Source organism: Foliimonas ilicis (assembly GCF_039939195.1).
GTDB lineage: Bacteria > Pseudomonadota > Alphaproteobacteria > Rhizobiales > Rhizobiaceae > Foliimonas > Foliimonas ilicis.
Genome location: NZ_JBDUUH010000016.1, coordinates 1 through 12,962, shown reverse-complemented (window position 1 = coordinate 12,962; position 12,962 = coordinate 1). Strand labels below are relative to the sequence as shown.

General features: G+C 54.0%; 13 protein-coding genes and 1 pseudogene. 10 read left to right on the top strand and 4 right to left on the bottom strand.

Annotated elements, in window-relative coordinates; all coding sequences use genetic code 11:
- Nucleotides 1-23 precede the first annotated feature (23 nt).
- The 9 genes from ABFT80_RS25425 to allE are packed head-to-tail and all read left to right on the top strand — an operon-like array spanning nucleotide 24 to nucleotide 8,214.
- Entirely contained in the window at nucleotides 24-1,055 is a 1,032-nt protein-coding gene (locus ABFT80_RS25425) for an extracellular solute-binding protein (protein WP_347974751.1), read from the top strand.
- Between the two features lie 3 nt (nucleotides 1,056-1,058).
- Complete coding sequence (locus tag ABFT80_RS25420) at nucleotides 1,059-2,120, top strand: ABC transporter ATP-binding protein (RefSeq protein ID WP_347974750.1); 1,062 nt, start codon at nucleotides 1,059-1,061, stop codon at nucleotides 2,118-2,120.
- Nucleotides 2,117-2,974, top strand: coding sequence for an ABC transporter permease (locus tag ABFT80_RS25415; RefSeq protein WP_347974749.1), 858 nt, complete (start codon nucleotides 2,117-2,119; stop codon nucleotides 2,972-2,974). The genes ABFT80_RS25420 and ABFT80_RS25415 overlap by 4 nt, the downstream gene beginning before the upstream one ends.
- Nucleotides 2,974-3,786, top strand: a complete 813-nt coding sequence (locus ABFT80_RS25410) for an ABC transporter permease (protein ID WP_347974748.1) — start codon at nucleotides 2,974-2,976, stop codon at nucleotides 3,784-3,786. Before ABFT80_RS25415 ends, ABFT80_RS25410 begins: the two co-directional genes overlap by 1 nt.
- Before the next feature lies 1 nt (nucleotide 3,787).
- Nucleotides 3,788-4,507: an aspartate/glutamate racemase family protein gene (locus tag ABFT80_RS25405; RefSeq protein ID WP_347974747.1), complete on the top strand. Its 720-nt coding sequence runs from the start codon at nucleotides 3,788-3,790 to the stop codon at nucleotides 4,505-4,507.
- Between the two features lie 13 nt (nucleotides 4,508-4,520).
- Nucleotides 4,521-5,420, top strand: coding sequence for a polysaccharide deacetylase family protein (locus ABFT80_RS25400; protein WP_347974746.1), 900 nt, complete (start codon nucleotides 4,521-4,523; stop codon nucleotides 5,418-5,420).
- Nucleotides 5,380-6,360 (top strand): polysaccharide deacetylase family protein, encoded by a 981-nt coding sequence (locus ABFT80_RS25395; protein ID WP_347974745.1) that lies wholly within the window; start codon nucleotides 5,380-5,382, stop codon nucleotides 6,358-6,360. The genes ABFT80_RS25400 and ABFT80_RS25395 overlap by 41 nt, the downstream gene beginning before the upstream one ends.
- Entirely contained in the window at nucleotides 6,360-7,469 is a 1,110-nt protein-coding gene (locus tag ABFT80_RS25390) for a M20 family metallopeptidase (RefSeq protein WP_347974744.1), read from the top strand. Before ABFT80_RS25395 ends, ABFT80_RS25390 begins: the two co-directional genes overlap by 1 nt.
- Nucleotides 7,470-7,476: 7 nt before the next feature.
- Nucleotides 7,477-8,214 carry a (S)-ureidoglycine aminohydrolase gene (gene allE / locus ABFT80_RS25385; RefSeq protein WP_347974743.1) on the top strand — a complete coding sequence of 246 codons (738 nt, stop codon included), beginning with the start codon at nucleotides 7,477-7,479 and terminating at the stop codon, nucleotides 8,212-8,214.
- Here allE and ABFT80_RS25380 read toward each other — a convergent pair whose 3' ends face one another.
- Both ABFT80_RS25380 and ABFT80_RS25375 read right to left on the bottom strand, forming a co-directional pair.
- Entirely contained in the window at nucleotides 8,215-9,165 is a 951-nt protein-coding gene (locus tag ABFT80_RS25380) for a LysR family transcriptional regulator (protein WP_347974742.1), read from the bottom strand.
- A 147-nt stretch (nucleotides 9,166-9,312) separates the two neighbouring features.
- A pseudogene (locus ABFT80_RS25375) lies at nucleotides 9,313-10,277 on the bottom strand (helix-hairpin-helix domain-containing protein); the annotation flags it as partial.
- Nucleotides 10,278-10,665: 388 nt separating this feature from the next.
- Between ABFT80_RS25375 and ABFT80_RS25365 the strand changes: the two are divergent.
- Nucleotides 10,666-10,848, top strand: coding sequence for a hypothetical protein (locus ABFT80_RS25365; protein WP_347974741.1), 183 nt, complete (start codon nucleotides 10,666-10,668; stop codon nucleotides 10,846-10,848).
- A 261-nt stretch (nucleotides 10,849-11,109) separates the two neighbouring features.
- On the opposite strand, the gene ABFT80_RS25360 is transcribed toward ABFT80_RS25365, so the two are convergent.
- Both ABFT80_RS25360 and ABFT80_RS25355 read right to left on the bottom strand, forming a co-directional pair.
- A complete protein-coding gene (locus ABFT80_RS25360; protein WP_347974851.1) occupies nucleotides 11,110-11,694 on the bottom strand; it encodes a hypothetical protein in 585 nt (194 codons plus the stop codon).
- A gap of 1,081 nt (nucleotides 11,695-12,775) precedes the next feature.
- A partial coding sequence (locus ABFT80_RS25355; RefSeq protein ID WP_347974740.1) for a hypothetical protein occupies nucleotides 12,776-12,962 on the bottom strand: 187 nt, incomplete at its 5' end.

The window sequence follows — 12,962 nt, the reverse complement described above, 5'->3', positions numbered from 1 at the left end:
TCCGCAATCCAGAGGAGAATATCATGTTACTCAATCGCCGAAATTTTCTTAAGACAAGCCTCGGAGCTGGCACGATTGCCGCTATCGGACTGCCCGCCCAGGCACAGAACTCGCCGTTTATCGTCAACATGTTTGGCGGAAGATGGGAGAACGACTGGCGCAATCAGGTAATGCCGCGATTCTCGGAGAAAATTGGCCGACCGGTGAACCTCGACATAGGTCTCGGCACCGGTTGGGTTTCCACCTTCAAGGCTGCAGGCCCGGAGAACCCGCCTTTTTCCGCCATCATGCTCAACGAACGCTATACAGCGATGCTGCGCGACGAAGGCTATTTCGAAACTCTCACGCCTGAACTGGTCCCGAATTATAAAGACGTGATTGAACCTGCCAAGCTTGCAGGCAGCACAGCCGTTAACGGCATGCTTGCCCCGCTCGTCATCGCTTACCGTACGGACATGGTGAAGACGCCACCAAGCGGCTGGGCCGACCTCTGGAAAGAGGAATACAAAGGTCTCACGGGCTTCTACGCTATTACCAATTCAGCAGGCATCATGATGGCGATGTGGGCCGGCGAACATTTCGGATCGGGCCGCGACGACATCGATACAGCGGTAAAGAAATTTGCGGAACTCAAGCCGTTCCCGCAGATAGGTTATTCGTCACAATTCACGCCACTTATCACTCAAGGCCAGATCGCCATCGCGCCGCTTGATGTAGGCGAAGTCAAGACGATGCAGGAACAGGGCGTGCCGGTCGATTTCGTGCTTCCTGAGGAAGGTATGATGGTCTTCGACCATTCGTTCAGCATTCTCAAAAACGGGAAAGACAAAAAGGATGCAGCAGCATATATCGACTTCGTACTGAGTCCGGAAACGCAGCTCTGGATGACCACCAACTGGCTCATTGCGCCGACTAACAAGACGGTGAAACTGCCTTCCGAGCTCGATAAGTGGCCGTTGCAGCCCGAGCAACTGGAAAAGGCGATCAGGTTCGACTGGACTGAAGCGAACAAGATCAACAAGTCGCTAACCGATCTTTGGTCGCGGACGATCTGACCTATGGCGCAGATCCAAGTCACCAAGTTGACCAAGCGCTATCAAGACTTTCTCGCACTGGATGGGATCGACTTGAGTGCGGACCACGGCGAGCTCGTCTCGCTGCTGGGACCGTCGGGGTGCGGAAAAAGCACCACGTTGCGTTTGATCGCAGGCTTTCTTGAACCCAGCGGCGGCGACGTTACCGTAGACGGCCGCTCCATCGTTAACCTGCCGACCAATAAGCGTGACTTCGGCGTGGTTTTTCAAAACTACGCTCTATTCCCGCACATGACGGTTTCGCAGAACGTCGGATATGGCCTGATCTTTCGCAACATTCCTTCACAAGAAGCAAAGCGAAAGATTTTAGGTGCCTTGGATCTCGTTCAACTCAGCCCTTATGCTGATCGTTATCCGCGTCAGCTTTCGGGCGGCCAGCAACAACGCGTAGCTCTCGCTCGCGCGCTGGTGTTCAACCCGCGCCTGTTACTGCTTGACGAGCCACTCGCAAACCTCGACGCGCGACTGCGAGACGATGTTCGATGGCTGATACGTGACCTGCAACAAGAAAGTCGTACAACGGCATTTTACGTAACGCACGATCAGGCCGAGGCCATGGCCATCTCAGATCGAGTTGCGGTTATGAAAGCCGGCCGCGTTGCGCAGTTTGCGAGCCCGCGCGAAATTTATCAACGACCTGTTGGTCGTTATGTGGCGAACTTTACTGGCGAGGCAAACTTTCTTTCACTACGAGGCGGGCTGGAACTGAGCCCGGGAATGTACCGTATACCCATCGACATCGGCGAAATCGAAGTGCCGGGCACACCCGACTTGGGCCAGGATTTCGAACTTTTACTACGGCCAGAATCGCTAAGCATTGCGCGCCCCGGAACTCCGGTTCACCTTAATGCCACCTTGCGCAAAACCGCTTTCCTTGGAGCAAACCTTCACTGCGAAGCGGAACTGGCGAATGGAGATTTGCTGCGGTTTTGGGCTCCAGCCAATGAGCGGCTGGATTTGGGCAGCAGCGTCCCGCTGGAGGTTGACCGTGAGCATGCCTGGCTCATGAAGCGAGAAGCACCATGACCCCGCGTGCCGCAGCCCGCTATCTGCTTGCCGCGCCCGCTGTCGCATTGATCGCAATTTTCCTGATTATCCCACTCTTGGGGATGATCGAGATGAGTTTCCGAGCTTCCGGAAACAACACACCTTATGGAGATGGTCATACTCTCGCACAGTACGGTCGCCTCTTCCAGGACGGCTTCTATCTGGGGGTGCTCGCACAGACGTTGATCGGTGCAGCTATCGTGACATTGCTTTGCCTAGCGGTTTCGTACCCACTCGCCTGGCATCTGTCCCGGGCACGAGGCGGTAAGGCGCTTATGCTCTACGCTTTTATCGCTTCACCTTTGATGACGGGCGTACTGGTCCGCAATTTCGGCTGGATGATTCTCGTCGCACTCAATGGGCCGCTTAACCAGGCACTTCTCGGACTGGGCATGATCGAGCTGCCTCTGCGGATAATGTTTACTCAAACCATCGTCATCATTGCACTTGTACATGTCTTCGTGCCCTTCATGGTGCTGCCCATAAACAACGCGCTTCGCAACATCTCGCCCGCGTTGCTTGAAGCCTCAGCTTCGATGGGAGCCTCACGTCGGGCAACATTCTGGCGTGTGATCTTCCCATTGAGCTTTCCAGGCGTGCAGTCTGGAATGATCCTCGTGTTTATCCTAAGTGTCGCGGCTTATGTGACCCCTGCTCTACTCGGTGGACAACTGGTTCAACGGATGCCGACACTCATCATCCAAGAGTTAACCAGCACATTTGCTTGGCCATTCGGCTCAGCGCTCGCCTTGATAATGAGTGCGGCAACCCTTTTGATCGTAATCGCCTTCGGGCTGATGACCGTCCGGTTGATGGAAAGGGTCAAAGCGTAATGGAAACGATACCAAGCCGCACCGTCAGCGATCTCTTTATCAAACATGGCTTCAAAGTACTGATCGTTTTGCTTTATGTTTTCCTGCTCGCGCCAATGGCCATGATCGTGTTTGCATCCTTAACTGCAGGCCAAATTATGAAAGTGCCGCCAGAAGGTCTTTCGCTCAAGTGGTACGAAGCGTTCTTTCAGCGCCAGGACTTGGTCGACGGCTTGATAATATCACTCCGGGTGGCCGCCATAACTGCCGTCGTCACGGGCATTCTCGCTGTGGGCGCAGCATTGTTCGCACATCGGCTTGATGGCCGCCGCGCCGCGCTTTTCCAAACAGGAATGACCTTGCCGCTTCTAATCCCAGAGTTGCTGACTGCGATTGGCCTTCTCTTTTTCCTGTATCAAATTGGCTTGGGAAAGACGTTTTTCGGCCTGCAGATAGGCCACGCGTTGATTGCCTTCCCGTATGCCTATGTGTCGATATCGGCTGCGATGCGGCAAGTCGATCCTGCGATGGAAGAAGCATCTGGCAGCCTTGGCGCAACGCCATGGCAGACCTTCCGGCGCGTGACGCTTCCCCTCATCATGCCCGGGGTCGTTATGGGCGCAGTCTTCGCGTTCATCACATCGTTTGATCTGTACACAATGTCACTGTTGATGAAGCCGATTGGCGGTAACACTCTGCCGCTCGCGCTCTTTGACTTCCTGACCTACGAGTTCCGGCCTACGGCAGCAGCTGCGGCAACCCTGTCGATTATATTATCGGCACTGGCGGTTGCGCTGATCCAACGGCTTGTCGGACTGCAGCGAGCTTTTTGAAATGACAGTTACAATTAACAAACCAAAGCGCGTCCTCTATCAACTTCTAAGCCCTCTCCATCGCCTTGTTGCTTGCGAAGAACTTCAGCGCCGCAAGACCCTTCTCCAAGCCTGGGCTGGGCCCGGGGTAGAGATGTCGATGGCGTCTCCGAAAAATGGACCACACAGTATTTCTTGCGAGGCAGATGTTGCCGAGGCATTTGTCGCTGTGAGAACAGAGGCTTCGAGTTGGCGCTCCGAAGGATATGACGCAGTCGTCCTCGGCTGCTTTAGTGACCCGGCAATCACCGCGTTGCGCGAGATTTCAGGTATACCCGTTATTGGGCCGGGTGCCGCATCAATCTCCTTCGCTTGCCAGTTGGTCGAGCGTTTTTCTGTACTCTCATCAGACCCCAGCCCCGGAGGCTTGCGTGGTCGTATACGCTCAATGGGATTTTCCGATTTCTTTGCGTCTGAGCGTCGTGTCCTAGCGACAGTTGCCGACCTTCGACGAGGAGACCCGGCGATCACCGAGATGATCGTCGATGCTGCGCGTGGTTGCGTGGCTGACGGAGCACAGGCGCTGGTGCTTGGTTGTCTCGCAATGAGCTTCACGCCGGGGTTACCGGAACGGTTGCAGCAAGAAGCGAGCGTCCCAGTGATTAATCCAGTGCTTGCTGCGCTGAAAACAGCTGAGATCGCCGCAGCTATGCGCTCTACCGTACCCATGCCAGCGGAATAAAAGGGATCAAAAATTGACTCAAGTACCTGATCTCATCGATCTTCAGACAGTGACGGATTCCGCACTTCATTATGATCGGCGGCACATAGACATTGCCGGATTTAGTTATCCAGACGGCAAACGTATCGCCGTAAATTTTACACTGGATTTCGACGCAATGCTTTTGCGTCGCCTGTGGAACGAGCCACCCCAACAACTGAGCAAGGGCGAGTTCGGCGGCCGTGTTGGAATATGGCGATTGATCGAAATGTTTACCGCCAACGACGTGCTTACAACGGTTTTCACGCCTGGCCGTATCTGTCAACTTTACCCAGAGGCACTACGTTTTGCGGTAGCTAACGGTCACGAACTGGCCGATCATATGTGGGAGCATGACGTTCCCAGGGAGCGCGAGCGCGAGGCCGATCATATCAGCAAGTCAGTGGCTGCCTTGACGGAAATAGCGGGTAAAAAAATTATAGGCACGCGTTCGTCACACACACCTGAATTGCTGCGCGCGAACGGCATCCGATATAACTCATTCACTTCGGCGCGCCAGTTACCGTTTTGGCAACTCGACAGCGACCTCGCTAATCCGCTCCTACAGCTTCCGTTCCACTACGCGCTCGATGACGCAATGTTTTTCAGCTTTGGGTGGCTTGGAACGCCCAACGAGGCGCAACGGATCGTAGACAGCGATGAGGTCTTCGACATTTGGCTCCAAGCATTTCGACAACAGTACGAGGTGGGCGGCTATGTCAATTTTCTCCTCCACCCGTTCGTTTCTGGACATGCGCAAAGAGTAGACATGTTGGAGCGACTGATCCGTCACATGCAGCAATTGCCCGACGTTTGGTTCCCTACGTGTGCGCAGGTTGCCGAGCATTGTTTCGATGCTCATCCACTCAATGGGCGAACAGGATCCGAACACTGATATGCCTTGGAAAGAAAATTATACAGCCTCTGACGAAATCGCGATACGTGATACGGTAATCGTCTGGCCGACAGGTATTGTTTGCGGCTTCGGCGTCACAGTCGATCTCAACCCGGCCACGGGCCTTGGCGGCATCGACGCCATGTCTTTTTGTACACCGACCGTCCAGTTCGGCATACATGAGGGCATTGACCACCTGCTGGCACTGTTTTCGCGCTTGCAGATTCGAGCCACCTTTGCGACTCCCGGTTACTTCGCCTCCGTTTACCCGCGGCTGATATCTCGCATAGCCACAGCCGGTCATGAAATCGCAGTAAATGGTCTGGCAGGGGAAGACACGAGTAACCTCTCCACTACCGAAGAGCTTCGTCGGATGCGGGTCGCCCGACAGATGGTGGCTGACGCTACGGGTGCGAAACCGCACGGCTGGTTCTCGCTACCTCGGGCGAAAGATGTTTTCGCAACGGGCCTGACGTCGCGCGATACAGTGCGGCTGGCTCAAGAGTGCGGCTTCGCCTACTATGGAAACGGTTTGTCTGACGACGCGCCACACTACTGGGTGACGGACTTTGAAAACAAGTCCGCATTCATAACGCTTCCTTATTACTACCATTTCGACGACCGTTTTTTCCTGATGTTCCCAGACGAAGGAACCGGCTTGGAGCGACCAGCGTCCATATTACGCAACTGGCGAGCCGAATTCTCCGCCCAATATCGTCGTGGCCGTTATTTCAATATGACCGTTTCTCCGTTCCGCAGTGCTTGGGGTCACAGGCTCGAAAATCTCTCAACGTTCCTTAGTGAAACAGCGAGATTGCCAGGCGTCTGGTTCGCCAGCGGAAATGATGTCGCTACACATTGGCTCGCAACCCATCCGTCCGACATCTTTCTAGACCTGCAGCCGAGCATTTGGGTGGACTACGAAGGAAGTCTCAGCTGATGGTTGCTTTTCAAGACGCTAATGCGCTACTTGCGGGTCTGCGGCGGTGGGTCGAAATTGATACACCGACTGGCGACGCCGCTGGCATGGACAGGCTCCAAGACCTGATCGAGTGCGATTTTCAGGAACTCGGCGGCCACTGCAAACGCATCCCTGGAAGAGATGGACTAGGCGGTCACCTGAAGGTTGATTTCGACGGTGGGCCATTGGCTCCCATTTTAATCGTCGCCCATCTCGATACTGTGTGTCAGCCGGGCTATGTCCAGATCCAGCGCGACGGAGATCGTTTCTTCGGACCAGGCGCAGCCGATATGAAAGGTGGCGGCTATCTTGCTTATGCTGCTATTGCCCAAATTATCAAACAAGTAGGAAAGCTGCCGCGACCCGTCACACTCATCTTTAACGGAGACGAAGAGATAGGCTCGCCGACCTCACGAGACCTTATTTGCGAGCAGGCGCGTGAGTTTCGATACTCGCTGGTGCCCGAGCCCGCCCGCGACGATGAAGTCATTACATTCCGCAAGGGACGCGCAAAATATCTGATCTCTGCATATGGACGCGCAGCGCACGCTGGGTCCGCTTTCGCTGATGGCAGAAACGCAATTGTCGAGCTTGCACGTCATCTCTTAGAGCTTAACGGGTTTTCCAACCCAGCTACCGGCACAACAGTGAACGTTGGTACTTTTCAAGGCGGCATCGAAGCCAATGTCGTTGCGGCTTCTGCTCAAGCATGGGTGGATGTCCGCTTTGAAGACAACGCAGAAGGACAGCACATCGATCGAGCAATCCGATGTCTCGTTCCGTCAGACGGTGACTACAAGCTGCAGATCGAAGGCGAAATTGAAAAACCTTGCCTTAATAGCGATAAGGGGCCCGGCTCGCTTTTTGCTAAGGCACGCGAGATCGCGCGTGGAATTGGCATTGACTTACTCGCCACGCGCAGCGGTGGCGGCAGCGATGGCAATTTCACATCAAGTGTCGGTACACCGACCTTGGACGGTCTTGGCGTCATCGGAAATGAATGGCATTCGCCACGCGAGCACATCCTAATCTCCGCACTTCCACGTCGCGAAGCCCTGCTTCGACAACTCCTTCTCCAACTTGATTGAGACCTCCATGCTTTCTCATCTCGGCCAAAGCCGCACCAGCATTCAACCGCGCCATGCTCTTTTGACTCCAGAAAGCTATGAGCGCGTAATGTTGCCCGGTATGGAAGGAGCGGAGCTCATCTATCTTATATCGCCTGTCATGGGCGCTCGGCTGACCATGTATTTAATAGACGCGAGCAAAGACGTCGAACTTCCAGCGGTTCGGCCGAAGCATCGTCGCTTCGCTCTGTTATTGGGTGGAAGCGCTAAGCTCTCGTCAGACCATCAAGACCTGGAGCTTCATCCAGAAGATTTTGCATTTTTTCCCCATTCGGACTCTGGACGTCTGTACGTAGCGGCCGGTGCCAAGATTGTTGTCCTCGAGTGGGTAGCTGAAGAAGGGCTTGATGCAGAACCACTCAATCTTGTGAGCGGCAGTGTCACTGATTCGCCGCGACAGCCACTTAAAGGCGACGAGACCCTAGTGGTTCAGAACCTCCTGCCAAAAAACCCGAAATTCGACGCGGAGGTCAATATTATGAACTTCGCCCCCGGCGCGTCGCTGCCTTACGTCGAGACGCATTTCATGGAACATGGCCTACTTTTTCTTGATGGCGAGGGCATCTATCGCCTCGGTGACCGGTGGTATCCTGTTGTTAAGGGTGATGCGATCTGGATGGGTCCGCACGAACTTCAATGGTTCGGCGCGCTTGGAAAAGTTCCATCGCGCTATCTTATCTGGAAGAACTTTAACCGGCGACCCTGATCAGGCATCAGCTAGCGAGTCCATAGCATTCCGCGCTGTGTCAATAAACAATTGCGAAGCGCTGGATACCGTGCGTCCCATTAGTGTGCAACAGCAGAGCGTACCGAAACGAAACGCCGGATCATCGATTTTCACATACGCCAAACCCTCGTCCAACAGTGGGTTGAGATGGCCCGTCACAATACTAATACCTAGTCCTGTCGCCACAAGCTTTCTCAGCAGCGTGAAGTTATCAGTCTCGATGAATGGTTCGAAAGCCAAGCCAAGGCGTTGAATGGCAACGTCGAGAGTTTGCCGAAGCGCCATAGATGTGTCCGGGAAAATAAAGCGCCTTCCAACGAGATCATGTAAAGTTAATTTGGAGTAAGTCGAAAGCTCGTCGCCTGCGGCTGAAATCACATAACTGTTGTGGTTCGCAACATCATGGAAGCTAATGTCAGGTTGTTGGGTAATATTATATCCAAGACCAATATCGATCTCTCCCTCCCGAAGCTTCTGTACGATAATGGGCGAATTTTGGACCGTGATACGGAACGTTAAGTCTGGATGAAGGGAGTGGATACCTTCAAGAATTTTCGGCAATATCTGCGTAGCTACAACTTCGTTAACTCCTAGTCTTATGTGTCCGCGCCGTAAGCCACGGAGAAGATTGATCTCCTCGTCGGCCACAGTGATCTCGTTCATCACCGATAGCATCCGTGAAAAAAGGACCGTGCCCACCGCCGTTAGTTGGATGCCGCCACGACCGCGGCCCCTATCGAACAGACGTTCTCCAAGCCTCTCCTCAAGAGCGGCCACCTGACGGTTCACCGCCGAGGGTGCTACTGCGAGTGCCTCTGCCGCGGCTGAAAAAGAACCAAACTTGGCGACGCTGTAAAAAGAACGCAACCCACCGAGGTATGGCACTCGTGACTTCGATATGATGGCGAATTCCGTTGGCTTGATGTCCATTGCTCTACCTGCCTGTATCGAACGCTGAGAACAAGCTTGTTCGATACCAACGTCTTCAATCTACAGCAATGAAGGTTCAACCGGCCACGCAACATTTTAGCCTGAAGCCCGTGTCCACGGGCGTATGGGCCTGTGCGCCCGGCTCAATTATCGAAAATTGCGATGCTTCATATTCAGCTCGTCAATGTGCTGATAAGGATCGATGATGTCTCGCACTCGCGGATGTTTCGGTGACCCTCTGACGTCTGGCACCGAGCCATGATGGAATTCGTCACCGCGTCCGTGTGGGAGAGGAAACAGATTATCCCGATTACCAACGCTCGCCAACTCGTGGGAGAGATCGGAAAGTCGGTAAACAAACAGGTGAACGACCTCCCCTTCCCGTTGGATGCGGCCATAAATTCCCAGCATGGTGGCTGAGAGCACAATACGCCTGAACTTTTCGTAGGTCTGTTTCCACACCACGAGATTGGCGATCCCGGTTTCGTCCTCGACCGTAATGAACATGACGCCTTTGGCTGAGCCGGGGCGTTGCCTGACCAGGACTAGCCCTGCAGGGTTTAACCAGGTTCTGTTCCGAGCCTGCATTGCGTCACGGCACGTGTTGATGCCTTGCTGCGCCAAATTTCTTCGGAGGAATGAAATAGGATACTCGCGAAGGGTAAGCCCAGTGGGCCCGTAATCCTCAACCACTTCGCGTCCGGCAGTCATTGGATTGAGGCTTGTTATCGGTTCACTGACCTCCGCGGCTATCTGTCCTTCACGCTCCGACGCTGCGGCGAAAAGCGGCAATGCTTCGTTGCGCAAAGCTTTGAGAGCCCACAGTGCATCCCGACGCGGCAGTGCCAATGAGGGCAGAAAGGCGTCAGCCTCGGCCAACTGCATCAAGCCGAAACTGGAATTGTCGCCCGCTGCCAAATGTCATCGACTGACGTGAAAGGTTCGTCTGCACGCGTGCTTGACAGCGCTGCGCCATGCGCGTTCGCCAGACCCCGCACCATCCGAAGACCCAAGCGAACCGCAAAACCGCCGTCCTCGCCTTTTGGCTCAAGAGTACCGTCCCACCGGCTTTTGTTGATGCAGACGGGGCGGACTCGTGAGTTACGCACCAAAGCGTTTTGCCCTTTGTTCGTCCAGCAATTCCGTCTGCAAACAATGCGCATTCTGCTCCATCGATTGCGCCGTTTCCCACCCGCAATTTCGTGTAGCGCGCCTAACGCGAGTTAGCCACCTGGCAGAACGCCATCGATCGCTTCTACACCGAAAGGCAGCACATTCGGTAAGAATCCGCGCTTTTCGAAACGTTGCATGCGTTTCGTAGCTCTGCAACAGCCGGATTCATGCGGTTCATGATGTGCTCATCGAATTCAAGAAGAGCCTTCCAAAAGTGAAATTTGGCTGGTAAGTTCTCTATTCGCGCGAGTTTGAACTGTTCGGTTTTCTAACAACCGAACCAAACGTTGTCGTGCCGCCAATTGTCAGAAGGCGATGCCCGCGGTCTTGACCACTGCGGAAGGAATAAATCTATGGCTGACTGGGCGGTGGGACGAGGTCGAACATCTTCAACGATCACTTCCAAACGACATGCTCGTCATCGTCGAACCTTCAGCGTCGCTCATTATTGAAGAAGTTCTGGCTCCCAAAGAACCGCCTGCCGAGGATGAGCAAGGTTCGCTGTTTTGAGGTGCCGTCTGTTTCCCATCCGCACGTAGGCATGTCACTTTAGGCCCAGCAAATTGAGTCTTCAAATCCATTGGGTACGCCAACTGCAATAACGATCGGCTGACGGGTGCGTTGCGTTACCAACCGCGAACAGTTCATAGCCGGTTCCAACAAACAGTCTTATGATTTTATGGCTTAAAGCGGCACATATAGGATTGGGCACATGGCGCTTAAATGGATGGACAATATGGGCAGGCGAGCCCCAAACAGAGGAAGAGTTGATCAACGCAAGAATCCATCGCTTTCGAACTCTTCCCAGCCCTGTGGTTTCTGATCAGACATGTCAGATGTCTGACTGCCTTTACCGCTCTTTTTGGCCCGCGTCAGGGCTGCCTTTCCCGCCGCTCGCCGCCTGTTCTCTGCGGCTGTCAATGCGTCTTCCTCACGCCAGACCGTAGCCAGATCGCGGTCGAGGACATCCTCGATGTGACGGGGGTCGAACACGTGGAACGTTATCTTCTTAGCACGCCCACGAAGTTTCACAGTACGTGTTCCGGCGCTTTGCAAGCGCCCGTCATTGAGCCACCTATGCCGCTCGGTCGTGGAAATCGTCAGAATGTCCTCAACCTCGCGGGGAATCACGGGCAGTGTTTCAGCGCCTTTGATTATTTTTGACACGATCGCTGACATGGTCGAAAAATCTTCATCGGCGTCCTCCGGTATGCGCAAGATGAGCACGCCGGCTTCCAAGTTCAGCAGCTTTTTCACCCCCTCGGGCAAGTGGGCACGCGCTTCGAGAAGAATTCCCTTCGCTCGAACTGACGACCCGAATGTGGCGGAAGGCGACAGCTTCCACTCGCAGCACAGATTCTTCTATTTTTCGGCGTGTCGGCATGAGCCATAGATATGTCGCTCTTTCAATCGACTTCAACAAGCTCAAAAACGGTTCTATGGCTCTTCCCCTGCAATCTGCATGCAAATGAACTTTGCGATTTCCTCGCCTAATCGGTTGGTCGACCCATGTTTGAAATCCTTACGGGTTCAGCGGGTTTGCACCGGCTTTCAGTTTAGCTGTTGAGGTGATGTCCTATTACCTGACTTTGGCACCGGCGACGGCTGCAATCATTGTGCGATACAACCTTGCGAGGTGACCTCCATTGGATCAATGCAATATCGGTGCCAGCGAAATAGCCAACTCGTAGCGCCTGAGTGCTTCAATCAGACACGAATTAGCGAATCCATTTCTTGCAGCTGTTTACATGCTCGGCCGGATTCCACTTCACTCACAGGGTTGCAGCTTTTGACTGGCGCGCTAAGTTCTTGCCTGGCGACGAAGCGCGTGAGAGAATTGGATGAAACGAGAAATAATATCGACCTTGGCAATGCGGGTTGCAGCTATAACATTGGCTCTGGCAATTGCTGCACCTGCCGTTGCGCAAGACATGAACACTTTAGGTCGTCACCTCGAAAACCAGCAATGGCAGCGCCTACAGGACCATCAGAACCGTAACAGGTCGATAAAGCCTAACCGCAGCGCCCGCGAAAACAAACCAGGCCAGTCACGTCAACGGGCGCTTCCGCGCTGCTCTATCGATCTCGTTTCCTCTCATGACCGGCGGCGAATGGAGGCCGAATACAATCGTATCGTTCGGACTTCCGGCTCGAGAAAAGCCGATGCTTGGGCTCAGCAGCTAGGTCGAACCCACGCTCGGCAGATGCGCAAGCAAGGCCTCTGCCGGTAGACGGACAGGGATCCATTCTCTTACTGCAAGGCAAGGGATATTTGGCTTGGACGGATATCGCTGGATCGCGACAATGGAAGAGGATGCTTTGATTGGCGACGTCAGCAACAACACAAGTATGAATCGAATCCAGTGAGGTCGCAATAAAGGCTTTACCCCGAAGACTGGAATACGGCGTGCCTTGAGCAGGCATGCTTGAGCTTACCTTAGCTGAGGAACAAGAGCCATTGGCGGCTTTTTTCATTCCTCAACTTTTCAGATAGGGTCGCCGTCCAACTAAACAGAAAGTTGACAGTGAGGACGATCTTCTCTATTAACGGAAAATCGATATTTTCTTGCTGAGCTTTGGTTGCCGCGCACTTGGCACTGCGCATTGAACAAACCCTCCCTTCA

Coding starts and splice junctions, on each gene's coding strand:
- ABFT80_RS25425 (WP_347974751.1), top strand. CDS start 24: ATGTTACTCAATCGCCGAAATTTTCTTAAGACAAGCCTCGGAGCTGGC.
- ABFT80_RS25420 (WP_347974750.1), top strand. CDS start 1,059: ATGGCGCAGATCCAAGTCACCAAGTTGACCAAGCGCTATCAAGACTTT.
- ABFT80_RS25415 (WP_347974749.1), top strand. CDS start 2,117: ATGACCCCGCGTGCCGCAGCCCGCTATCTGCTTGCCGCGCCCGCTGTC.
- ABFT80_RS25410 (WP_347974748.1), top strand. CDS start 2,974: ATGGAAACGATACCAAGCCGCACCGTCAGCGATCTCTTTATCAAACAT.
- ABFT80_RS25405 (WP_347974747.1), top strand. CDS start 3,788: ATGACAGTTACAATTAACAAACCAAAGCGCGTCCTCTATCAACTTCTA.
- ABFT80_RS25395 (WP_347974745.1), top strand. CDS start 5,380: ATGCTCATCCACTCAATGGGCGAACAGGATCCGAACACTGATATGCCT.
- ABFT80_RS25390 (WP_347974744.1), top strand. CDS start 6,360: ATGGTTGCTTTTCAAGACGCTAATGCGCTACTTGCGGGTCTGCGGCGG.
- allE (WP_347974743.1), top strand. CDS start 7,477: ATGCTTTCTCATCTCGGCCAAAGCCGCACCAGCATTCAACCGCGCCAT.
- ABFT80_RS25380 (WP_347974742.1), bottom strand. CDS start 9,165: ATGGACATCAAGCCAACGGAATTCGCCATCATATCGAAGTCACGAGTG.